The 21,197-nt window shown below is 62.6% G+C and carries 20 protein-coding genes and 1 riboswitch; of the genes, 8 read left to right on the top strand and 12 right to left on the bottom strand.

Features of this window, described 5'->3' with window-relative positions:
* Window positions 1-31: 31 nt before the first annotated feature.
* From AOP77_RS10140 to AOP77_RS12285, 4 genes are read right to left on the bottom strand one after another with little or no spacing between them, the layout of a single operon-like run.
* The gene (locus AOP77_RS10140) at window positions 32-436 is read right to left on the bottom strand and encodes an FAD synthase family protein (RefSeq protein ID WP_062213220.1); all 405 of its coding nucleotides are present in this window, start codon (window positions 434-436) and stop codon (window positions 32-34) included.
* Between the two features lie 54 nt (window positions 437-490).
* A complete protein-coding gene (locus AOP77_RS10135; protein WP_062213217.1) occupies window positions 491-1,354 on the bottom strand; it encodes a glycosyltransferase family 2 protein in 864 nt (287 codons plus the stop codon).
* The gene (locus AOP77_RS10130) at window positions 1,351-2,157 is read right to left on the bottom strand and encodes a CDP-alcohol phosphatidyltransferase family protein (RefSeq protein ID WP_062213213.1); all 807 of its coding nucleotides are present in this window, start codon (window positions 2,155-2,157) and stop codon (window positions 1,351-1,353) included. Before AOP77_RS10130 ends, AOP77_RS10135 begins: the two co-directional genes overlap by 4 nt.
* On the bottom strand, window positions 2,150-3,364 hold the full coding sequence (locus AOP77_RS12285) for a CDP-glycerol glycerophosphotransferase family protein (protein ID WP_062213210.1): 1,215 nt from the start codon (window positions 3,362-3,364) through the stop codon (window positions 2,150-2,152). Before AOP77_RS12285 ends, AOP77_RS10130 begins: the two co-directional genes overlap by 8 nt.
* Window positions 3,365-3,539: 175 nt before the next feature.
* Here AOP77_RS12285 and AOP77_RS10120 point away from each other — a divergent pair, with 175 nt between their 5' ends.
* A complete protein-coding gene (locus tag AOP77_RS10120; RefSeq protein ID WP_061962847.1) occupies window positions 3,540-4,070 on the top strand; it encodes a GNAT family N-acetyltransferase in 531 nt (176 codons plus the stop codon).
* A 27-nt stretch (window positions 4,071-4,097) separates the two neighbouring features.
* On the top strand, window positions 4,098-4,946 hold the full coding sequence (locus tag AOP77_RS10115) for a hypothetical protein (protein WP_062213207.1): 849 nt from the start codon (window positions 4,098-4,100) through the stop codon (window positions 4,944-4,946).
* Window positions 4,947-5,046: 100 nt separating this feature from the next.
* Here AOP77_RS10115 and AOP77_RS10110 read toward each other — a convergent pair whose 3' ends face one another.
* From AOP77_RS10110 to AOP77_RS10100, 3 genes are all read right to left on the bottom strand, one after another.
* Window positions 5,047-6,210 carry an S-layer homology domain-containing protein gene (locus tag AOP77_RS10110; RefSeq protein WP_062213204.1) on the bottom strand — a complete coding sequence of 388 codons (1,164 nt, stop codon included), beginning with the start codon at window positions 6,208-6,210 and terminating at the stop codon, window positions 5,047-5,049.
* A gap of 341 nt (window positions 6,211-6,551) precedes the next feature.
* Window positions 6,552-7,388, bottom strand: a complete 837-nt coding sequence (locus AOP77_RS10105) for an S-layer homology domain-containing protein (protein WP_160300073.1) — start codon at window positions 7,386-7,388, stop codon at window positions 6,552-6,554.
* A gap of 38 nt (window positions 7,389-7,426) precedes the next feature.
* Complete coding sequence (locus AOP77_RS10100; RefSeq protein ID WP_062213199.1) at window positions 7,427-8,470, bottom strand: CAP and S-layer homology domain-containing protein; 1,044 nt, start codon at window positions 8,468-8,470, stop codon at window positions 7,427-7,429.
* A gap of 257 nt (window positions 8,471-8,727) precedes the next feature.
* Here AOP77_RS10100 and AOP77_RS10095 point away from each other — a divergent pair, with 257 nt between their 5' ends.
* Complete coding sequence (locus tag AOP77_RS10095; protein ID WP_084622534.1) at window positions 8,728-10,659, top strand: SpoIID/LytB domain-containing protein; 1,932 nt, start codon at window positions 8,728-8,730, stop codon at window positions 10,657-10,659.
* On the opposite strand, the gene AOP77_RS10090 is transcribed toward AOP77_RS10095, so the two are convergent.
* Complete coding sequence (locus tag AOP77_RS10090) at window positions 10,656-11,753, bottom strand: acyltransferase family protein (RefSeq protein ID WP_084622533.1); 1,098 nt, start codon at window positions 11,751-11,753, stop codon at window positions 10,656-10,658. The two genes, AOP77_RS10095 and AOP77_RS10090, sit on opposite strands and share 4 nt — an antisense overlap.
* Window positions 11,754-11,818: 65 nt before the next feature.
* A riboswitch (ZMP/ZTP riboswitch) is annotated at window positions 11,819-11,902 on the top strand.
* 53 nt (window positions 11,903-11,955) lie between these two features.
* On the opposite strand from AOP77_RS10090, the gene glyA reads away from it, so the two are divergent.
* The 4 genes from glyA (at window position 11,956) to AOP77_RS10070 (ending at window position 16,229) form a co-directional block, all read left to right on the top strand.
* On the top strand, window positions 11,956-13,248 hold the full coding sequence (gene glyA, locus AOP77_RS10085) for a serine hydroxymethyltransferase (RefSeq protein ID WP_062213191.1): 1,293 nt from the start codon (window positions 11,956-11,958) through the stop codon (window positions 13,246-13,248).
* Window positions 13,249-13,271: 23 nt separating this feature from the next.
* Window positions 13,272-14,162, top strand: a complete 891-nt coding sequence (locus AOP77_RS10080; protein ID WP_062213188.1) for a bifunctional methylenetetrahydrofolate dehydrogenase/methenyltetrahydrofolate cyclohydrolase — start codon at window positions 13,272-13,274, stop codon at window positions 14,160-14,162.
* Window positions 14,163-14,291: 129 nt separating this feature from the next.
* Window positions 14,292-15,416, top strand: a complete 1,125-nt coding sequence (locus AOP77_RS10075; RefSeq protein ID WP_160300072.1) for an acyltransferase — start codon at window positions 14,292-14,294, stop codon at window positions 15,414-15,416.
* A gap of 9 nt (window positions 15,417-15,425) precedes the next feature.
* Window positions 15,426-16,229 (top strand): exodeoxyribonuclease III, encoded by an 804-nt coding sequence (locus AOP77_RS10070; protein ID WP_062213182.1) that lies wholly within the window; start codon window positions 15,426-15,428, stop codon window positions 16,227-16,229.
* A gap of 13 nt (window positions 16,230-16,242) precedes the next feature.
* Here the strand turns inward: AOP77_RS10070 and AOP77_RS10065 are convergent, their stop codons facing one another.
* A complete protein-coding gene (locus AOP77_RS10065) occupies window positions 16,243-17,472 on the bottom strand; it encodes a galactokinase (RefSeq protein ID WP_062213179.1) in 1,230 nt (409 codons plus the stop codon).
* A gap of 104 nt (window positions 17,473-17,576) precedes the next feature.
* Between AOP77_RS10065 and AOP77_RS10060 the strand changes: the two genes are divergently transcribed.
* Window positions 17,577-18,137 carry a hypothetical protein gene (locus AOP77_RS10060; protein ID WP_062213176.1) on the top strand — a complete coding sequence of 187 codons (561 nt, stop codon included), beginning with the start codon at window positions 17,577-17,579 and terminating at the stop codon, window positions 18,135-18,137.
* A gap of 30 nt (window positions 18,138-18,167) precedes the next feature.
* Here the strand turns inward: AOP77_RS10060 and AOP77_RS10055 are convergent, their stop codons facing one another.
* The 3 genes from AOP77_RS10055 to AOP77_RS10045 are packed head-to-tail and all read right to left on the bottom strand — an operon-like array spanning window position 18,168 to window position 21,162.
* Window positions 18,168-19,289 carry an Mrp/NBP35 family ATP-binding protein gene (locus tag AOP77_RS10055; protein ID WP_061962836.1) on the bottom strand — a complete coding sequence of 374 codons (1,122 nt, stop codon included), beginning with the start codon at window positions 19,287-19,289 and terminating at the stop codon, window positions 18,168-18,170.
* Window positions 19,290-19,328: 39 nt separating this feature from the next.
* Complete coding sequence (locus AOP77_RS10050) at window positions 19,329-19,871, bottom strand: DUF1003 domain-containing protein (protein ID WP_062213173.1); 543 nt, start codon at window positions 19,869-19,871, stop codon at window positions 19,329-19,331.
* The gene (locus tag AOP77_RS10045) at window positions 19,864-21,162 is read right to left on the bottom strand and encodes a magnesium transporter MgtE N-terminal domain-containing protein (RefSeq protein ID WP_062213170.1); all 1,299 of its coding nucleotides are present in this window, start codon (window positions 21,160-21,162) and stop codon (window positions 19,864-19,866) included. The genes AOP77_RS10050 and AOP77_RS10045 overlap by 8 nt, the downstream gene beginning before the upstream one ends.
* Window positions 21,163-21,197 lie beyond the last annotated feature (35 nt).

The raw sequence follows: 21,197 nt of genomic DNA, 5'->3' as shown, positions 1-21,197 counted from the left end.
AAGCCTAACCGTGCGGGCGAGGTGATCCGCGTCAGTCGTCAATGCGACTACGAATGTCCTGAATGATGTCAGTAGTCGAGATGTCGTCCGTACGCGGAAGGTACTTGACCTCGCAAATGTCCTTGAACTCATCGAAGCGTCCCTCCCAGTCGTTACCCATCACCAGGATGTCTGCCTTGTGATCGATCAGGTACTGACGCTTGAGGTCGAGCGACTCCTCGATGAAGACCTCGTCCACGCAAGCCATGCTCGCGACAATCTCGAGTCGGTGCTCCTGGCGGTAGACCGGATACCGGCCCTTCTTGGAGAAATTCATGGCGTCGGTTGAGACACCCACGGTGAGGTGATCGCCCAGGTCGTGAGCGCGCGTCAGGATGTTGACGTGGCCAACATGGAAGACGTCATAGGTGCCGAAAGTGATGACCTTGGTGCTCATGCTTACTCCTTGTGTTCCCCCAGGGGGCGGTCTTCTTATAACGCTACATCGGTACTAAATAATCGGAGGGCGCCCGCGCTTGGTCATACGCCCCACCGTGCTCCAGCTGATCGGACGACGCCTACCGCCGTCGGTCGTGACGCCTTCCCAGGCGCCCCTCACCCAGGCCCAAGCCGATGAAGGGTGGCGAGCGTTGCGTGCTACAGACACGGCTGACCAGTTGAAGATGTACACGATGGCGACCGGACACGGCAAATTGCGTTTGGCGAGCCACACGCGGTTGCGGGCGTTGAGGCGCAACTGGTCGTCGTGGCGCGCGGGATCGATTAGCGGGTGGTGCGCGACCAAGTCGGCTCGGTACTCGACCGTGTAGTTGGCGTCCCACACTCGCCACGCCAGCTCTATGCCCTCGTGGGCGTAAAAGAAGCGAGACGCCCAGCCGCGAGCGTTCTTCAGCGCCTTTTTACGCACTGCCACGGAGCCCTCGAGAACCGAGAACACCTCGGAAGAGTGCATCGGGTCCTTGTCCCGCATACGTGGCACCCAGCGCTTCGCGCTCACGCCCTGGGGCGAGGCGATTCGCGTCTGAATAACTCCAAGTTGAGGGTTCTCATCGAACATCTGCTCAATGCGGGCGACCGTGTCGGTCTCAGGCAACATCGCGTCGTCATCGAGAAAGTAGAAATACTTACCATTCGCCTTGTTGACGCCCTTATTTCGCCCCTTGGGAATACCTACGTTCTTTTTCAAATAGACGGTGCGTACGGCATCGGGCAAACCGATGGGGTCCCATCCGTTGCCTACCACGATCACTTCGAGCGAGACATCCTGTTGCGCGAGGAGGCTGTCCACTGCGGCATTGAGCTCGGTGGGACGGTCGCCTTGCGACAGCACCACAGCGGACCATGTCACGCTCACGTGTGAGGGTTCCTCAGCATCGACGAAGTGAGGATCGCGACCATATGGCCTGCGATCACCAACGGCGCGGCGACTGCCAGAAGTATCAGCGCTACCGCGACGCCGTTGAATCCGGCAGCCAGACCAACGATGGCGATCGCGAGAACCACGAGAGTCTGCTCCACCGAGTGGTAAGCGCGGTGAATGGGCACGAAGTTGGCGGCGCGGCGCGCGGTAGCCACCCAGCCCACTCGCGGTGCTGACGTGCCGTCGGTCTTCTTGGGAAGATCCAGACCCGACTCGACGCGCGACATGCGGGAGGCCTCGTTGAGCGACTTGTTGACCAGAACCAGCACGCCGAGCACGGCTCCAACGAAGGCCCACGCCCAGTTATTGTCCGAGGATTCGATCGTCAGGCGCAGTCCGATCGCGATGGGGATGAGCGACTCGGTGGTCGTGTGAGCGAAGCGGTCGAGGAAGATCCCACGTGGCCCCATCTTGCGGGTCCAGCGCGCCACCTCGCCGTCCGAGGCATCCAGCAACATCTGCAACATGGCGAGCACCGCGGCGAGGATGGGGCCCGCGATCCCTGGAATGAAGAACGCGGCGGCGGCAGCCCACCCGCACAGGATCATCCCGACAGTGACGCCGTTGGCAGAGATTCCCGCGTGCACAAAAGTACGCGTGAGGTAGGGGGAGATGCTGCGGGTGAAGACATCCCCAGTCCAGTGTTCCGCGTTCTTGCGCTTGCGGATCGAGTCTGGCTGGCAGACTTCTCGGATCTGCTCGATGGTGGGGCGCTCGGGGCGCGGGGCATCACTCATCGTCTGTTCCCTCGGGTCCTTTGGCCTGTTCGTCGCGAAGGCGAGCGATGTTCTTGCACTCGCGAACGAATGCGGCCATAGCATCGGGACCCGTCTTGCCGTCTAAATAATACTGTGCCATCTGGTCGAGGACCTCCGGGGTCGACGCGTCGGCGATAGCGCCGCGGACGAGCGCCGCGGCACTCGGGGCGTCCTCCACCGTCACGCGCGGACATACCCGAACTAATCTGGAAGGCGATGTCGGTACAGCCTCGCGTTCCTCGGGGACGGTGATGAGGAGCGGCCTGCGCTGTGAGAGCCAGTCGACGCACATCGCGGAGATGTCGGAGATCAAGACATCTGCGGACTCAAAAGCCACGCCTGGGTCCCTGCTGGAATCGACGCGCCCGCGCTCTCCGAGTGTTTCCATGTAAGCGCGGATCGCAATATCGGCTTCGCGGAAGGACTTGTCAGAGGCGCCAGTGCGTGGGTGGGGGCGGTAGACGATGCTGAGGTCAGGATCAGCCGCTAGCGACTGTACGAGTGCCATGCCGTGGGACTTTACAGATGAATACGCGTTGACGTCTTGCGACCCCTCCCAGGTGGGCGCGTACAGGACGGTGGCGCCGGCAGCGACTTCACGTGCAGATGGCTCCGGCAGCTGAGGACGACCCACGATGCGTAGGTGCGACTCGGCGTCGAGGAACAGGACCGAGGAAGCATAGCGATCCACCGCGGCCTGGCCTGCCACAAAGGCGAAGTCAAAGCCCTTGACTTGATTGGACACGGACACCGACTTGTCACTGTCGCCGTGTGCCAGAAAGATGTGCGCGACGTGGGTGGAACGTAACCCCACCGCGTTGTTGTTCGAATGTCCCACGTAGATCGCGATGCGCGCCCGCGAGCGTCGGATGAGCGCGGAGTAGGTGCGATTGAGGGCCACGATGAGCACGGGAAGGTCGATCTCGCTGCGAATGGCTCGCGCCGTGCGGCTGTCTTGCGTGACGATGGTCACGCCCATCTCGCCGTCAAGTTCCTGCAGAGCGCCGTACCACTGGCGGATTTGGTAGAGGTTCTCAACTGTGTCCGGGAAGAACACCACTGCGCCGGATTCGATGACGTAGTCACCGAGTTTTGCGTCCTCGCCGAGGCCATCGGGGATGCCGCCGGGCAGGAGGCCGAGGCGGCGAATGGTGCGGCCGGCTTGTCTACGGAGTGTGCTAAGCATCGTCGTGGTGGAATGTCCTTAACGGCTGAGTGGGTGCTGACGGGAAGTCCTGGCGTTAACCCTAACCTGTAGCGCCTGCGCGTCCCCGCTGGCGTGGCTGCCGCAGACGCTACGAATTCGCATCGAAACCCGTGTGGTGGGCCTCGCGCGTCCCAACGCGTGCCACGATGGAGTCATGAGCGAGAAGAGCCAGCTGAGAATCGATGTTGTGGGCGCCTCCGATTCGGGAGAACTGCTGACGTTGCGCCGCGCCGCTTTCGTCTCCGAAGCGCAGATTTTCAACGATCCGAACATCCCCGCACTCACCCAGTCGCTCGAGGAACTCGAGGTAGACCTCGCCGAGGATGACGTTGTCACGCTTGGCGCATGGGAGGGTCACCGCATGGTGGGTTCGATCCGCGTGGGCATTGAGGACCAAAAGGCGACCATCGGCCGCCTCGCCGTCGCCCCCGACCAGCAGGGCAAGGGCATCGGTACGCAACTCCTGTTCGCGGTTCTCGGTTACTTACCTGAGAACACCGCCGAGGTATGGGTTTTCACTGGCCAGAACTCCAAGCACAACATCGCGCTCTACAACAAGGCGGGCTACGAGCACCAGTTCGACCAGGTCGCCGGAGACCTTACCTACGCTTACCTGCGCAAGGTGCTCGAATCGGGCATGGTCATCGACGAGTTTGATGACTCCGCGGTGCGCGGCGACAACTAGTCCAGAACGCGCGGGGCGGACGGCGCCATGAACTGGTACACGGACAACATCCTCGATACCGGGCGAGCACCCGCGCTGTGGCTGCTGATCGGTTTCATTGTCACGTTTGCTGTCACGCGCGCGATTACTCGCAAGATTCGTGGTGATCAGAATAGGCCGGCGGAAGACAAGGCTACGGATGAAAAAGGTGGGTTGCTTTCCGATATCCACATTGGCGGCGTGCACATCCACCACCAAGTGTGGGGAATCCTGCTCGTCTTAGTGACCGGGACGTTGCAGTTTCGGTACGCGCCCGAGCATCCCTGGGCAGAGGTCCTTGCGGCCCTGTTTGGTGCGGGTGCGGCGCTCGCGCTCGATGAGTTCGCGCTATGGCTACACCTGGACGACGTCTACTGGAGCAACGAGGGGCGTAAATCCATTGATGCGATCCTAGTGGCGGGGGTCCTAGCGGCTGCTTTGCTCATTCAGGTGTCACCAGGGGATCTGGGCAAGGCTGCGGACGAGTCCAGATGGGTATTCGTCGCGGGTCTTATTATTCACGTCACGTACGTGATCATTACCCTCCTCAAGGGCAAGCTGCTCTTTGGGCTCGTCGGCTTCCTGGTGCCCTTTATCGGCATCGTGGGCGCGATTCGGCTTGCCAAGCCGACCTCCTTCTGGGCCCGTCGTTTCTATGGAGAACGTAAGTTGGCCCGTGCGAACAGCCGGTTCTCGGAGCAGTACCAGCAGCGATGGGATCGCTTCCGCGATGCCATAGGTGGTGACCGCGGCATCAGCTTGCCTAATACCATCGACGATGCTGTGAATAAGAATCTGCGCCGTGCCACTCACGACGACGCGCCGCCGCCGCAAACCACACGCGGGCCTGGCAAGTGAGCTGCGTTCTTGACTCTTGTCGGTCGGCTTCGACGGCACGCAAAAAGAAGGAGGGGCGCCCGCGCTTTCGCGCGGACACCCCTCTTCTCATAGCGGTTGGCTAGTTGCCCACACGCTTCCAGGTGCCGCACTGGTAGGACTCAAAGCCCTGTCCAGCGGAGACCTTCACCCGTGCGGGCTTGCCCTCGATGGCCTCGTTGTCGATGATGGTGCGGTACTCGGCGGTGAACGCCGACGTCTTGGACCAATAGCAGAGGTCGGAGCCCTTTGCTCCGGGCGCCTCGTATGTTCCGGCCTTCATGTGATATCCAACGGCGTGCATTCCGTCACCCATGGATGTCGCATCAGGTGAAATTTTGCGCAGTGACGTCAAACCTGAGCAACCCGAGATCTTGAAGTACTTGTCGGTGGGGAGAATCGTGACGATGATGCGACCGTGGGTGACTCCATCGATACCGAGGATCCCGTCGAATTCCGTACCACTCGTGCTTCGGCGCTGGTAGGTGCAGTAGTCAAAACCCCACTTATCGCCCGCCGTCACCGCGGTGTAGGTGCCTGCCTTGATGTCGGAGCCCACCTTGTAGGTGCCGTCGCGGTCGAGGATGGTGTCGCCGCGGTACAGGAACGCTGCGATTGCCTCGCGCGATACGTTGATCTTGGGGCGGAAGGTGCCATCGGAGTAGCCGGTGGTCATGCCGCTCTTGGCGAGCCAGGTCACCTCCTTGTAGAACTTCGAGCTGGTCTTCATGTCCTTGAAGGGGGACTTGCTCGGGGCCTTGAACGAAGGCGTTCCGTTGAAGCGGTAGAGGAATGCGGCGATCGCCTCACGGGTGATCTTGTCACCGGGCTTGAAGGTGCCATTGGAGTAACCGGTGGAGATGCCCTCCTTCGACAGCCACACGATTTCCTTGTAGAACTGATCCGACTTGCTGACGTCCTTGAACGGCGAACGGGACGGAAGTGACACGGAAGGCTTGCCCGCGAGGCGGTACAGGAACGCCGCGAATGCTTCGCGAGTGACGGACTGTGAGGGGTGGAACCCACCATCTGAGTAGCCGGTGGTGACCTGCTGGTCCGCGAGCCATGCGATTTCCGTGTAGAACTTTGCGTCGAGCGGTACGTCCTTGAACTGGGCGTCTGACGTTGCGGCAGAGGCTGACGGCGCACTTCCGAGAGCAGCGATGATGGCGAGTGCGAAGACTGTGGCGAGCGCGACGACGGTGTGCACTCGCTTAGTCCTCAGCGACAGGTTGATATTGCTCATGATTCCCTTCAATTCCATCGCCCCACTTTGGGGCAATGCTGACAGAACGCTATCAGAGGGAAGCAACAAATAATGTGGGTCTATCCCTTGGGTCAATGTTAACGTCACTCATTTCGCTAACGGTTGCACTGTAGGTAGTCCACATAACCGGACAAGCGCGACAAAATGGACGGATTCACGGCAGGGGGCAGTTCAATGGCGCACCCGTCGCGGAGTTTAGGCACACGTGGAGGGCGCGCTGAAAACTAGTGCGCGGCCCCCTTAGGTGATGGCTACCGCCCTAGCGCGCGTTGCGCGTGTTGCGCGTGTTGCGCGCGTTGGCAGTGCCAGCGGCGAGGAACTTAAGGGTGCCCAGGTAGGGAAACACAGACGATGCCGTCGCCATCTCCGTCTAGACCACCGATGTCTCCGTGGTACGGGTAATAGCGCTCGTACCACTCTTGCGCATCGCGCCAATGTGAGAAGTCGCTGCAGTTCTTGCTGTCGCCCGGGTTTGACGGTTCCCATGAACCTGCTACGCCGACCTCGCGATCAAAGCGGTACATGAAGGCAGCCATTGCATCGCGAGCAATCGCCAGTGACGGGCGGTACGTGTTGTCGGACCAGCCGGTACTAATGCCGGTGCTCGCGAGCCACGTGATCTCCTTGTAGAACTTGGAGGTGGGGGCGACATCCACGAACGGTGAACGGGCAGGTGGATCAAAGGATGGCTTGCCTGCGAGGCGATACATGAATGCTGCCATCGCATCGCGAGTCACCGACTTGTAGGGACCATAGCCGCCGTCCGCGTACCCCGTAGTGACTCCGGTCGACGACAACCAGTTGATCTCCTTGAAGAATTTGGAACGCGTGGTGATATCCGTGAACGGGGAGCGCTTTAGCGGATCAAAGGCTGGCTTGTCCGCGAGGCGATACATGAATGCGGCCATGGCGTCACGAGTGATTGCGTCGTAGGGGAGGAAGGTTCCGTCGGAGTAGCCGGTGGAGATGCCCTGATCTGCGAGCCAAGTGATCTCGGCGTAGAACTTGGACGACTGATCGACGTCGTTAAACTCCGATTTCGCGTGCGCGAGCGATGGACTCAGGGCCACGGCGATCGTCGCCAGCGCCAGGGCCCAGGTGAGGGCACGAGCCAAACGTGGTGGCTGAAAGCGAACTCGTGACGATGACACAGTCATGATCTTCCCCAGTCTTATTGTGCGATGCGGGCCGCTATCTACCGTCCGATAATCGTTCGACCACGGTAGAGGAATGCCGCGGTGGCCACGCGTGAGACGTCGTCGTATGGACGGAAGGTGCCGTCGGAGAAGCCGGTCGTGATACCGCTGCGGTCAAGCCACTGAATTTCAGTGGCGAATTGGTCGCTGCGGCCGACGTCCCGGAACGGTGCCGAAGTGGGATCAGTGGTCGCGACCTTGCCAGCGGCACGGTAGAGGAATGCCGCGATTGCCTGTCGTGAGATGTGCTCATCCGGTTTGAAACTACCGTCCGCGTATCCAGTAGTGATGCCCTCGTCGGCCAACCAGGTGATCTCTTTATAGAACTTGTCGCCGGGCGAGACATCCCTGAACGGGCTCTTGGATGGCGGCGAGTAACTGGGGGCGCCCTCGATTCGGTAGAGGAATGCTGCGAATGCCTCACGCGTGACAGAACTCTGTGGCTGAAAGTGACCGTTTGAATAGCCGGTCGTGATCTCCCGATCCACCAGCCACTCGATCTCAAAGGAAAACTGGTGGCTACGGGGCACATCCGTGAAGGTACTGCTGTACTTGCCGAAGTCCTGTACGGCAAACGCACAGTCGGAGCGGCCGTCATACGCGAAACCGATGCCGATGTGAGTGTAGGAGCCGTTCAGCATATTCTTCCGGTGACCATCTGACTTCTTCCAACTACTCATGATGGTCGCCGAGTTTGCCTTCACGCCGCCGTACCCACATGCGTAGGCCACATTCTCTCCCCAGGCGCCTAGTCCTTGCTGAGGCATTTGGTCACCGTAGCTGGGGTTGTGTGCGAGGGTATCGCTTGCGAGCATCTTCTGCGCCCAGCGCTGCGCGACGTAGTCGATGCTGCCGTCGCGTGTGAGGTCACCGCGGCCGTTGCTGCCCCGGTAGCTATTCGTCGCGTCGAGGATGTAGTCCGAGCCAACCTGGGTTGAACTTGAGGCTGCCTGCGCGGCACCGGGCATGGCCAATGCTCCTGCCACGGTGGCCACCAGCACCAAGCCCGCTATTCGCACGCGGTCGCTCTTTTTGTGTGCCACTTTTCCTCCGTACAGGTTTCGCCCAAGCAGTGTCCGAATTGTCGTTGGTACTTAGTGCCCCATTGTTCGAGCACCCCAGGGCCACTTCAAGCGTGTGTGACCTATTCCTCATGCGCCCCGTACCTCCAGGGTTACCTCGAGCGACGTAGAGTGCGTCCCTTCGAAGGTCTCAAGCCCCTTGACTACGTTGTCACATGTGTCACACTGGTCACTCCGTTAGGCATTGATTGTTAGACGATCCGAAGGTGGATGTAGCGATGACTCCTCGTACTCGTGGACGACTGTGGAGTGCTGTATCGGCCACCTTGCTGGCCCTGTTAGTGAGTGTCCCGCTGTCGGCTTCTGCTACAGCGGCTACGCCGAGCTTCCCGGACGTACCCAAGAGCCACCAGTTCTACAGCCAGATCACGTGGCTCGCCGGCGAGGGGATCACCACCGGATATGCCGATGGAACCTTCCGCCCCAAGGAATCGGTCAGTCGCGGCGCATTTTCTGCGTTCCTATATCGCATGGCCGGTAGCCCAAAGATCTCGTCGATGCCAAGCTCGTCGCCGTTTAGTGATGTCAAGACCACCGATCAGTTCTACAAGGAGATCGTGTGGGTGTCGAAGAAGCAGATCACCACCGGGTACGCGGACGGGTCCTTTCGCCCATACGAATCCATCTCACGCGAAGCGATTGCTGCGTTCCTTTACCGGTACGAAGGGTGGCCGTCGGTGACGGTGCCGGGCTACTCGCCGTTCAGCGACGTGCCGACCACTTCACAATTCTTCAAGGAGATCATCTGGCTCTACACGGCCGGGATCACCACCGGGTATAGCAACGGCTCTTTTGCGCCACAGGGGGACACTGCCCGAGAAGCAATCGCGGCCTTTCTCTACCGACTCGACGGACATCCACTCGACAACCCTCCTATCGAGGTTCCCTCCACCTTTACGGTGAGCGGAGCCGGGTACGGGCACGGTGTCGGTATGTCGCAATACGGCGCATACGGTATGGCCAAGGACGGCTCGTCTGAAACTCAGATTCTGCAGCACTACTACACCGGTACAACGGTCAAGACTGACGACGCGAACATGGACATCCGGGTCGAGGTATTCGGGTCCGGCTCCGACAACCGCAACAGTGTCAACGTCGTTGTCCGTTCTCCCGGAAGCGACTCGACTGACGACGGACAATGGCGCATGCGCTTCTACAACTGGAAGGACGGCGCAGCAGAGCTGAGTACCACGTGGACAGGCAAGAACAACGAGGACCTCATGGTCACGCGCGACGGCACCAAGGTCATCGTTACGCGCGAGAACGGAACCAAGGCGACGGCCACCAAGGATGTTTCCCTACAGTGGGAAGCCACCTCCTATTACCAGTCCACTTCGACGGAGGACCCTTACGTGGAACTCCTGGATAGAGAGGGCGGAACTAGCCAGGCCAACGGTCAATACCGCCACGGCAAGCTTCTGATCTCAGTTCCGGATAGCCGCTCGGCCTATTCGCGTATCATCGTCGCCAACCAACTCAAGCTCAACACTGAGTATCTCTACGGCATCGCGGAGATGCCCTCGTCATGGGGATACAACGGCGGCGCGGAGGCGCTGCAGGCGCAGGCCATCGCCGCACGCGGCTACGCGCTAAATGCTGTCAATTCCTACAGCAGTACGTGCAACTGCAATCTGTATGACGACACTCGCAGCCAGAACTTCACAGGGTGGCGCAAGGAAAACGAAGGTACTAATGCGTACTACGGCAAGGAATGGGTCAAGGCAGTCGACGCGACGAACAGCTCTGCGGGGTCCAAGGGCAAGGTGCTGATGTACGGGAGCTCAATTGCCAGGACCTATTATTTCTCGTCCTCAGGCGGCCAAACCGAGAACTCGGAGGACATTTGGTCCTCACAGCCGGGGTACCTCAAGTCCGTCGACGACAGCTGGTCCTTGAAGTCCACCAACCCCAATGACTCGTGGACCTACACGTTGACTCAGGCGAAGGCGCGGAGCGTCTTTGGCTTGTCCGACGTCGTGTCCATCAAGGTCACCTCGCGGACCGCTGGCGGCTCCGATGCCGCGGCGAGGATCGTGACAGCGACGTCGTCATCGGGCAAGACGGCGACGATCAGCGGGCCAGAGAGTATTCGCAGCAATCTGGTGGGCGGAAAGTCGCCGTGGCTCTGGTCCTTTACCGCGAAGTACTAGAGCTTGACCAGATCCCTCTCGAGGCGGCGCCGCATTCTGTTGACGGTGTTACGTTCCACGAAGTAGTAGACAGCCCACGCCAAAGCGATGCAGAAGGCCGTGGCGAGGGCGAGCACAGCATAGGCAGGAAGTTTGTCCTCGAGAAGGCTGATGATCCACCAGCCCCAGTACTCGTGGAGCAAGTAGAGCGGGTACGTCAACGCCCCAAGCACCAGGAACTTCTTGCCACCCCACTGTGAGAACCGCGTCAAGGTGAGCAGGGCGACGAGGCCAATGGAAACGACTACTACGACCCAGCCCACGTACGGTGGGAAGTCACGATTCGTAAGGTCGTTGATGATCCGGTCAAGGGTGACCTGACCCGAATAGCCCGCGGCGAGCAGGGTCGTGAAGAGGAACACCAACCAAGCCGCGAGGTTCCGTGGCTCACGCTTGATGACGAAGAGTGCCATGCCCGCGCTGAACAGGGGCGCCCACTCGGCCACCAGCACTTCGCTGAGCAGCGCTGAATTTGTGGTGAGCGCGATGCCACTCAGGATCGGCCAGACGAAGCACAGGGCGAGCACCCTACGAGTAGTAATCCCAATCGCGACGAAGATCCCGATGAGAATGTAGAAACGAAGCTCGGCCCACAGCGTCCAATACACGCCGTCGACGTCTCCAATTCCGAAGGCGGCCTGCACCATGGAGAAGTTTGTGGCTGATTGGGTAAACGACACTGATTTCACCGGCCAGATCGCGATGAGCAGGATTGAACTCAATGCGACGCAGGCCCAGTAGGCGGGGAACAGCCGCGAGACGCGGCTCGCAGCGAACTTGGGAATGCTCGCGTTCCACGCAGTCATCAGAATGACAAAGCCGCTGATGACAAAGAAAATGTCGACCCCAAACGCACCCAGCGCGGTCACCAATGACAGGTGGGGAAATTTGGCCTCTACTGGCTGCCCCCAGGCATTATTGGAGCGCGCAGTGAAGTGGAAGGCCAGCACCGCGAGCGCCGCGAAGAAGCGGAGGCCGTCGAGCGCGTAGAGGCGCGAGACGGTGGGTCGCTTGTCGTCCGGCGTTGAGGGGGCCGCCATGCTCGTTTCCGCCATACGTCGCAGGTTAACAGCGGGCGACGCCAGCACCGATCGCCCACGCCCTATGACCTTGCTAGACTGGCCCACGTCGCGACTGGCGCAGTGGGTTACCACGAGGAAGCGGCACTGGAAAAGACTGATGGTCGTCCGCCTGGGCCATGGTCACCGGAGAACTGACAAGCCGGCGGCCTGCCCGCCACGACCTCAAGGAACGCCAATGAGCACCGATTCCAGCGCAACCGCAGCAGTCATGAACGCGACGCTGCAGGACTACGACCCCGACATCGCCGCCATCCTGGACAGCGAACTCGCCCGTCAGCAGGGCACGCTCGAGATGATTGCCTCCGAGAACTTTGTGCCGCGCTCCGTGCTGCAGGCTCAGGGCTCGGTCCTGACCAACAAGTACGCTGAGGGCTACCCGGGCCGTCGCTACTACGGTGGCTGCGAAGAGGTCGACAAGGCTGAGAACCTCGCCATCGAGCGCGCCAAGTCTCTCTTTGGCGCCGAGTACGCCAACGTCCAGCCCCACTCGGGCGCGACCGCCAATGCGGCCGTCCTGCACGCGCTGATCAAGCCTGGTGACAAGATCATGGGCCTCTCGCTTCCCCATGGCGGCCACCTCACACACGGCATGAAGCTCAACTTCTCCGGCAAGCTCTACGAGGTTGCCGCGTATGGCGTCGAGGAAGACACTCACCTGGTGGACATGGACCGTGTCCGTGAGCAGGCGCTCGCCGAGCGTCCCGATGTCATCATCGCCGGCTGGTCCGCGTACCCCCGCCACATGGACTTCGCGGCCTTCCGCGCTATTGCCGACGAGGTCGGCGCCAAGCTGTGGACCGATATGGCTCACTTTGCCGGCCTGGTCGCCGCGGGTCTGCACCCCAGCCCAGTCCCGCACTCCGATGTCGTCTCGACGACGGTGCACAAGACCCTGGGCGGCCCCCGCTCGGGCTTGATCGTGTCGCGCGACATGGAGCTCGCCAAGAAGCTCAACTCCGCAGTCTTCCCTGGTCAGCAGGGTGGCCCGCTCATGCACGTAATTGCCGCCAAGGCAGTCGCGCTCAAGGCGGCCGCCGGTGCGGAATTCAAGGAGCGCCAGGAGCGCGTCCTCGAGGGTGCAAACATCATCGCAGAGCGCCTGGTTTCTCCCGATGCCATCGAGGCCGGCGTCAACGTCGTCTCTGGCGGCACTGACGTCCACCTGGTGCTGGCCGACCTACGCAACTCGCAGCTCGACGGTCAGCAGGCCGAGGACCTCCTCCACGAGTGTGGCATCACCGTTAACCGCAACGCGGTTCCGTTCGACCCCCGCCCGCCGATGGTCACCTCCGGGGTGCGCATCGGCACCGCTGCGCTGGCTTCGCGCGGCTTTGGCGCCGAGGAGTTCACCGAGGTCGCCGACGTCATCGCTACTGCCCTGAAGGGCGGCGCGGACACCGCTGCACTGCGTGCACGCGTCCTCACGCTCACCGACGGATTCCCCCTCTACGACGGGCTCCAGCAGTAGTAGCAGCGAAACGGGAGTCTGACATGACCGCACAGAATTCATCACAGGTCCTCGATGGCAAGGCCACCGCGTCTGCCATCAAGTCGGAACTCACCGAACGCGTCAGCGTTCTCAAGGCCCGGGGCATCAACCCGGGCCTTGGGACACTGCTCGTGGGTGAAGACCCGGGTTCCACCTGGTACGTCAACGGCAAGCACAAGGACTGCGCCGAGGTGGGCATTACGTCCATCCGTGAGGACCTGCCGGAGACCGCGACGCAGGAGGACATCGAGGCCGCAGTCACGCGCCTCAACGAGAACCCCGACTGCACTGGATACATCGTCCAGCTCCCACTCCCGGCGGGCATCGACACCAATCGCGTCCTCGAGTTAATAGATGCGGACAAGGACGCGGACGGCCTGCACCCCACCAATTTGGGGCGCTTAGTCCTGCGCACCGCGGAGGACGTCACGAGTTCGCTGCCCTGCACACCCAAGGGCATCATCGAGCTCATCGAACGCCACGGCATTTCGCTCAATGGCAAGAACGTGACCGTGGTCGGTCGAGGCACGACCGTGGGCCGCAGCATCGGTTTGCTGCTGACCCGTAAGGCCGTGAACGCGACCGTCACGCTGTGCCACACCGGGACCGGCGACCTCGCCAACCACACCCGCAACGCCGACGTGATCGTCGCCGCCGCTGGCGTCCACAACCTCATAGACGCGGACATGGTCAAGGATGGCGTGGTGCTGATCGACGTAGGCGTCTCGCGCGTCACCGACCCGGAGACGGGCAAGTCCAAGGTGGCCGGCGACATTGCGGCCGATGCCGTGGCCAAGTCCTCCTGGTACTCGCCCAATCCTGGGGGAGTGGGTCCGATGACACGAGCGATGCTGCTGAGCAACGTGGTGGAAAGCGCCGAACGCGCCAGCTGAATCCTGACGCTCGGGAGTAAGCTGGGCGCCTCAGGCGTTACCTCTTTGTGACATTTGAGACGCTCAACCAATCCTTGCGCAGCGTGGCGCCCACTACCTGGCGCCCCCGGCGTCGGAATGGGTCAGGCCATGGCTAGACAACGCAACTCGGTGATCGAGGTTTACCGCATCCTCGCGATGCTGGCGATCGTGTCGTACCACTACGGAGTGCACGGCGGCGTGCTCGGCTCGGCAGATCCCAGCGACGCCGAGCGCTTCCTGACTGGCTACTCCACCATGGGCAAGTGGGGAGTCGACGCCTTTGTGCTGATCGGCGCGTACTTCATGGCGCAGTCCACCTTCCGGTGGCGCGGGCTCCGTTCAATCCTGATTCAGGTGTGGTCAACCTCGTGGATGATCCTCATTGTCGCGCTGATCTGGATCCCGGACCGCGTCGACACCGAGACCACGTGGCGCGCGCTCTTCCCTGTTGCGACAGAGTTCTATTGGTTCGTCACGGTCTACGTGATGCTGATGATCTTCTCGCCCTTTATTAACCTGCTGGTGAAGGCTATGTCGCAGCGTCAGCACCTCACGCTGGTCGCAGTAGTCCTGATTGCGTGGAGCGTGCTCTCAGTGATTCCCGATGTCAAGTTCGGTGCCAACAGCATGACGTGGTTTGTCGCGCTGTACCTGGTGGCCGCGTATGTCGCCAAGTACCGGGTGAGCGGGCCCGCTAAATGGTGGGCAGCATCGGCCGCCGCCTTCGCCGCGTTGGTGCCGGTGACGACGCTGCTTGCCAGCGACGTGGCCGCGACCAATCCTGGGCTTGGCTTCGATCCTGAGTTGATGCGCTCACAATACGCCCCCTTCGTGGCGTTGTCTGCGATCTGTGGACTGGTGGCCGTGACCAAGATGCGGCCGCGCTTCTCGCCTGCTATCAACACCATCGCCGCGGCGACTTTTGGCGTCTACCTCATCCACGACAACGCGATCCTGCGACCGCTGATCTGGGAGAGCTGGGTGGGCACCGAGCGCGCAGCCGCGGACCCCTCAACGTTGTGGTGGCACGCGATCGGGTTCACGCTGGTTGTCTACGCGGCGGCGACCGCGATCGAACTTGTACGCGACCGATTGATCCAGCGACCCCTCATGAAGATTGGCGACCGAATCTTCGCTCCACGTACGGTTTCCGAGGACACGCCAGGCACCACGACCGGTGGCGGGAATGGGAATGCCCGACCGCCGTCGAGGGAGCACGCCACGTCCCGTTAGGCTCGGTTCATGCGAATAGTTTCCGTCAATGTCAATGGAGTCCGCGCCGCCCTTAAGAAGGGCATGACCGAGTGGATGGACGGCGTTGAAGCCGACGTCATCTGCCTGCAGGAAGTGCGGGCACCCGATGAGGTGGTCACCGCTGCGTTCCCGGATAGCTGGCATGTGGAGCACCAAGCCTCGGAGCAGAAGGGCCGCTCCGGTGTCGCCATCTTGTCGCGTACCGAGTTGACTGACGTGGTCTACGGACTCGGTGTCGCCGGTGCGATCCATTCTGAGGCTACCCACACCGGGCGCTGGGTTGAGGCCACGGTGCAGAGCCCGGCGGGTCCGGTACGCGTGGTTTCCACCTACGTGCACTCCGGCACGGCAGGCACACCAAAGATGGACGACAAGTACGAGTTCCTGGAGTCGATGACCGCGCGCCTCGCCGAACTTGCCGACGAGTACGAGCGTGTGGTGGTGATGGGCGACATCAACATCGCGCACACCAACAACGACATCAAGAACTGGAAGGGAAATCTCAAGGCTGCCGGTTTCCTGCCCGAGGAGCGCGCCTACCTGGACAAGTGGTTCGCCGCTGGCTGGGTCGATACTCACCGCCAGGTGGTGGGCGACGCCGAGGGCGAATACACGTGGTGGTCAATGCGTGGGCAGGCGTTCGACAACAATGCCGGATGGCGGATCGACTACCAACTCGCGACGCCTATTCTCGCTGCAGCCGTAACGGCCGCCCGGGTTGATCGGCAGGCGTCCTGGGATGCGCGCTGGACCGACCACGCGCCGCTCGTGGTCGACTACGACCTGGGATAGGCCCAAACCCGACCTAAACCGTCAGGAACGCGGGGCGTGCCAGAGTGCGATCAGCAAAGGCGGCGTTAATCAGGCGCGCGGTGGTCTCCACTTGCGTCCTTCGCACCAACGCAATTGCCGACCCGCCAAAACCTGCTCCCACTAGCCGCGCCCCCAGAGCGCCCACGCGAAAAGCCGAGTCGACCGCGAGGTTGAGCGCGTCGGTGCTCACCTTAAAGTCGACGTCCAACGACGCGTGGGAGCGGTACATCGCCTTGCCCGCATTCACGAATCTCTCATGTGCAGGGCCAGTCCCGGCGAGCTCGTCTGTGATGAGACGTACCCTGTGCAGCTCGGTTACTACGTGGCGCGCCCGTGCTCGCACGACGGGATCCCGGAGTTGGTTGACGCGGCGCAGCCACTGTGGTGACTCGAAGACGTCTCGCAACGACGGGGCGCCCAGTTGCCTCGCAGCAGCCTCGCAGGACGCTCGGCGCTTCGCGTAGTGAGCGTCCCTAAGGTCCCGGCGCTCGGACGTATCAATCACCAGTAGGCATAGTCCGTACTCGGGAAAGTACAGTGGCAGCTGCGTGAGAACGGGAGGCCGGGTCGCGAAGTCCAGCAGAACCGCTTGGCCGCGTTCGCACTGCATGATGCTGTAGTGGTCGAGCCCGCCGGTGGGGACTTGGACAAAGCGCGTCTCCGCGTCGATGGCGGCCTCCGCTAGCTCCGAGCGGCCCTCGGGGGAGTCGAGCAGCAATTCCCAGCAGTCGTTCACCGCGAGCGCGACCGCACACTGTAGGGAGGCTGAGGACCCCAGCCCAGCACCGATGGGCACACAGCTGTCGATCGCGATGTCCATGCCCCGTGAGGCAAACCCCCGCTCCATGAGCGCCCACAGCACGCCCACGACGTGACGCGCCCAACCTAGTCCATTCGCGTGGGTGAGTGCGGTGAGATCTCCCTCCCACACGTGGTCGGGCCCCTCGACCAAGCCGCCTTGCGCGGAAACGACTCGCACCCGCGCATCGTCCCTCGCCCGGGCCGCGACAAATGTCTGATGGTCCAGAACTGTGGTCAGGCAAAGGCCGCCTGCGTAGTCCGTGTGGTCGCCGATGAGTGTGACCCGGCCAGGTGCTGACTGGAACGTGGTGGGGGCAGCGCCGAACGTGTGGTGGAAGAGTTCGCGGGCGCGCGCTTCGCCGTGTTCCGTGGTCCACGGTATGCGCCACAGCGGGGCTAGATCCTCCGGGTTCTGCGCCATAGTTGAATTCTGCCAGTGTCCTCGCTGTCGTGGGAGGTGAGTGTCAGTGGCAGCGTGCGATGATGAACGGGAACAGACGACAGCGTTCGACTAAGGAGTAGCCCATGGCCACCACGCCCAGCCCCGAGCCACAGCCCACCGTGCCTACCAAGCCGGGTGAACCCGTCGCATCGGCCTCCCCCGCAAAGCCGTCCCGAACAGCCCGCGCGGGTGAGGTCGGAATGTCGTTTCTGGAGTCGTTGCGCCGCAACCGCATGGGGGTGTTGACCGCCGCGCTGGTGGTCGCATTCGTGCTGGGCCTTCTGCTGTCAGTGCTGGTGCCGAACAAGCCTGGTGCCTTCGCAATGATCCTGCTCGGAGCGCTCATGGCCGCTGCGGTGGGCTTCACTGTTCGTTACCTGTCCGAGGCCAAGGGGCTGCTCACTCAGATCGTGGCGTTCGTGGCCACCGCGCTCGGCGTGCACATTATGGCGGTCACCGGCGCGGCATCGGGCTCGATTTCCGCTCTCGAGCAGATCGGCGCCTCGGGCCCCGGCTTCAACGACGCGTTGCTTATAGCGCTGGCCACCCCGGCTATCTCTGCCGGAGGAGTGCTGGCCGGCCTGGTGGCCGCGATCATCGTCGGCTGGGGCGCCAAGCCCTCAGGCCGCATCGACCTCGACTGATTGACGGCGCGGCCAGGGCCGCGCTTCCGACTACTTGGGTGTGACGCCCAGCGAGCGACCCGCGAGGCCGCGCTGACGGCTGGCGAGCATGCGCGAGATCTTGCGCAACTCGACCGCCGCGGGGGACTCCGGGTGAGCGAGGACGACTGGGGTGCCGTCGTCGCCGGCTTCTCGCGCTTGAATATCAAGCGGGATCTGGCCCATGAGCGGCACTGAGGTACCGAGCACCTTGGTGAGGCGGTCGGATACGATCTGGCCGCCACCCGAGCCAAAGATCTCCAGACGCGATCCATCGGGCTGTTCGAGCCAGGCCATGTTCTCGATAACGCCCACCACGTTCTGTGACGTCTGCGTGGCGATCGATCCTGCGCGCTCGGCGACGTCCGCTGCGGCCGACTGCGGGGTGGTGACCACGAGGAGCTCGGCGTGCGGAAGCAGCTGTGCGACGGAGATGGCGATGTCGCCCGTGCCAGGGGGGAGGTCCAGCAGCAACACGTCCAGGTCGCCCCAGTAGACATCCGCGAGGAACTGCTCGATCGCGCGGTGCAGCATGGGTCCGCGCCAGACGACCGGCTGGCCGGAGGGCACGAACATGCCAATCGACACGGCCTTGACCTCGTTCGCGATGGGGGGCAGCAACATGTCGTCGATGCGCGTGGGCTGACCCTCGACGCCCAGCATGCCGGGGATCGAGAAGCCGAAGATGTCCGCGTCAAGCACGCCCACCTTGAGGCCGTCGGCCGCCATGGCAGCCGCGAGGTTGGCGGTCACGGTGGACTTGCCCACACCGCCCTTGCCCGAGGCGACGGCGTAGATGCGCGTCATGTTGCCGGGCTGCGTGAATTGGATGACCGGCTCAGGCTTGCCGCCGCGGAGCATCGAGCGCAGGCCGAGGCGCTGCTCCTCGCTCATGACGCCCAGCTCGATCTTGACGTCAGTCACGCCTGCAACGGAGCTCGCAGCCTTGCTGACGTCGTCGGTAATGCGGGCCTTCATCGGGCAGCCCTCGGTGGTGAGATCAATGCCAACGGTGGCCACGCCATCGTCCGATAAATCGACGGAGCGCACCATGCCGATTTCCGTAATGGGACGGCGGATCTCCGGGTCAATGACCTTGGACAGGGCAGTCTGAATTAGTTCAACCGTAGGCATGTGTCCATCGTAGGCGGTAGCCCTGGCCGAATGAAACGACTACTTCTTGGGACGCTCCGACTTTGAGGATGAGCGTTCGCGGGGGCGGTCGTCGTGACCGGCCTCGTCGTCTGAGCGCAGCTCCTCGAGCAGGGCGCGCAGCTCCGAGCGAACGAAGTCACGCGTGGCGGTGTCGGATACCGCGTGACGCAGTGCCGCGACCTCGCGGGCCAAATACTCCGTGTCAGCGAGCGAGCGCTCGGCGCGCTGACGGTCCTGCTCGGCTCCCACCTTGTCGCGGTCGTCCTGGCGGTTCTGCGCAAGCAGGATCAGGGGCGCGGCATATGAGGCCTGAAGGGACAGCATCAGCGTCAGCGCGGTGAAGCCGCGCGCAGCTGAGTCGAAGCGCATGTCAGCGGGCGCCCAGATGTTCCACGCGATCCACGCGATGCAGAACACCGTGAGGTAGAGCAAGAAACGGGGCGTGCCGAGGAATCTCGCGATGCCCTCGGAGAAGGCGCCAAAGCGGTCCGAGCCCTTGGGGCCGCGTCGCCACGTGAAGCGGTGCTGGTCGGACTTGGGGCGGTCGAGGCGTTCAGCCATCGGAGCCTCCCTTGGTGGTCTGAATCTCTTCGCTCACGTCGAGTTCGGTCTGCTCGCGCCAGTCGGCCGGGAGTAGATGGTCGAGCACGTCGTCGATCGAGATCGCGCCCAGTAGGCGGTTGTCGTCGTCCACTACGGGCAGCGCGAGGATGTCGTAGGCCGCCATGAGGCGGGAGATCTCCGCGAGGGTATCGGTGACTGCGAGGGCCGAGATGGCCGGGTCGACAAAACCGCCAATAGATTCATGCGGCGGCTCGCGCAGCAGGCGCTGGATGTGTACCAGGCCGATGTACCGGCCGGTGGGAGTCTCCACCGGAGGCCGCACCACGAACACCATGGACGCGAGCGCGGGTGGCATCTCCTGGCGGCGCACCATCGCAAGGGCGGTGGCGACGGTGGTCTCCGGGCCTACGATCACGGGCTCCGTGGTCATGAGACCACCGGCGGAGTCGTCGTCGTAGTCGAGTAACTGGCGCACCGAGTTGGCGTCCTCGGGCTGCATCAGCTGCAGCAGTGCCTCGGCCTCGCTCGCGGGCAGATCGCCTAGTAGGTCGGCCGCGTCGTCGGGATCCATGGCTTCCAGCACATCCGCGGCACGCTCGGACCGCAGGGTGGACAGCAATTGGATCTGGTCTTCTTCTGGAAGTTCCTCGAGCACGTCGGCGAGCCGCTCGTTGTCCAGCGCAGCTGCGATCTCCGCGGAGCGCTGGGGCGACATCTCCATCAGTGCGGCGGCGAGGTCGGCTGGCTTGTGGTTCGCGAAGGTCTGAATCACCAGGGCCGCGCCCTGCAACTTGTCACGAATTGCCAGGCCAGTCACGGCATCGGCGTCGACCACGAAAGTCTCGCCCTTGCGCGAGAAGCCCAGCACGCCCTTGCGGCGCTCGGCGCTGCGCACATACAACTTGGTGACTCGCCACGTGCGCGTGTGATCCCGCTCGATCGCAATGTCCTCGATGTGCGCGGTGGACTTGTCTTCCTTGAGCTTGACGCTGCGCTCAAAGAGTTCCGCGATGGCGAGGGTCTCGGAGCCGCGTGCCTGGAAGCGGCGCAGGTTGATCACGCCCGTGCAAATCACCTGGCCAGCGGCAATCGAGGTGACGCGGGTCAGGGGCATGAACACTCGGCGGCGGCCTGGCACCTCGACCACGAGGCCCACGGCGGTGGGCGCGCCGCTGCGACGCACCAGCATCACTACATCGCGCACGCGGCCCACGGAGTCGCCGATGGGGTCGAACACAGTTGTGCCCGCCAGGCGCGCGACATAGACGCGGTCGTTCGTGGTGCTCATGCGCATCATCCTAGTGCCGCAGGGCCAGGGACTCA

The sequence above is a fragment of the Demequina oxidasica genome, from assembly GCF_000975115.1.
Classification (GTDB): Bacteria; Actinomycetota; Actinomycetes; order Actinomycetales; family Demequinaceae; genus Demequina; species Demequina oxidasica.
The sequence above is the reverse complement of the archived record's forward strand: the minus strand, read 5'-3'. Positions and strand labels throughout refer to the sequence as shown.

Bases quoted from the DNA above. Each gene is read 5' to 3' on its own strand.
- AOP77_RS10140 (WP_062213220.1), bottom strand. From the start codon at position 436: ATGAGCACCAAGGTCATCACTTTCGGCACCTATGACGTCTTCCATGTT.
- AOP77_RS10130 (WP_062213213.1), bottom strand. From the start codon at position 2,157: ATGAGTGATGCCCCGCGCCCCGAGCGCCCCACCATCGAGCAGATCCGA.
- AOP77_RS12285 (WP_062213210.1), bottom strand. From the start codon at position 3,364: ATGCTTAGCACACTCCGTAGACAAGCCGGCCGCACCATTCGCCGCCTC.
- AOP77_RS10120 (WP_061962847.1), top strand. From the start codon at position 3,540: ATGAGCGAGAAGAGCCAGCTGAGAATCGATGTTGTGGGCGCCTCCGAT.
- AOP77_RS10115 (WP_062213207.1), top strand. From the start codon at position 4,098: ATGAACTGGTACACGGACAACATCCTCGATACCGGGCGAGCACCCGCG.
- AOP77_RS10110 (WP_062213204.1), bottom strand. From the start codon at position 6,210: ATGAGCAATATCAACCTGTCGCTGAGGACTAAGCGAGTGCACACCGTC.
- AOP77_RS10105 (WP_160300073.1), bottom strand. From the start codon at position 7,388: ATGACTGTGTCATCGTCACGAGTTCGCTTTCAGCCACCACGTTTGGCT.
- AOP77_RS10095 (WP_084622534.1), top strand. From the start codon at position 8,728: ATGACTCCTCGTACTCGTGGACGACTGTGGAGTGCTGTATCGGCCACC.
- AOP77_RS10090 (WP_084622533.1), bottom strand. From the start codon at position 11,753: ATGGCGGAAACGAGCATGGCGGCCCCCTCAACGCCGGACGACAAGCGA.
- glyA (WP_062213191.1), top strand. From the start codon at position 11,956: ATGAGCACCGATTCCAGCGCAACCGCAGCAGTCATGAACGCGACGCTG.
- AOP77_RS10080 (WP_062213188.1), top strand. From the start codon at position 13,272: ATGACCGCACAGAATTCATCACAGGTCCTCGATGGCAAGGCCACCGCG.
- AOP77_RS10075 (WP_160300072.1), top strand. From the start codon at position 14,292: ATGGCTAGACAACGCAACTCGGTGATCGAGGTTTACCGCATCCTCGCG.
- AOP77_RS10070 (WP_062213182.1), top strand. From the start codon at position 15,426: ATGCGAATAGTTTCCGTCAATGTCAATGGAGTCCGCGCCGCCCTTAAG.
- AOP77_RS10065 (WP_062213179.1), bottom strand. From the start codon at position 17,472: ATGGCGCAGAACCCGGAGGATCTAGCCCCGCTGTGGCGCATACCGTGG.
- AOP77_RS10060 (WP_062213176.1), top strand. From the start codon at position 17,577: ATGGCCACCACGCCCAGCCCCGAGCCACAGCCCACCGTGCCTACCAAG.
- AOP77_RS10055 (WP_061962836.1), bottom strand. From the start codon at position 19,289: ATGCCTACGGTTGAACTAATTCAGACTGCCCTGTCCAAGGTCATTGAC.
- AOP77_RS10050 (WP_062213173.1), bottom strand. From the start codon at position 19,871: ATGGCTGAACGCCTCGACCGCCCCAAGTCCGACCAGCACCGCTTCACG.
- AOP77_RS10045 (WP_062213170.1), bottom strand. From the start codon at position 21,162: ATGAGCACCACGAACGACCGCGTCTATGTCGCGCGCCTGGCGGGCACA.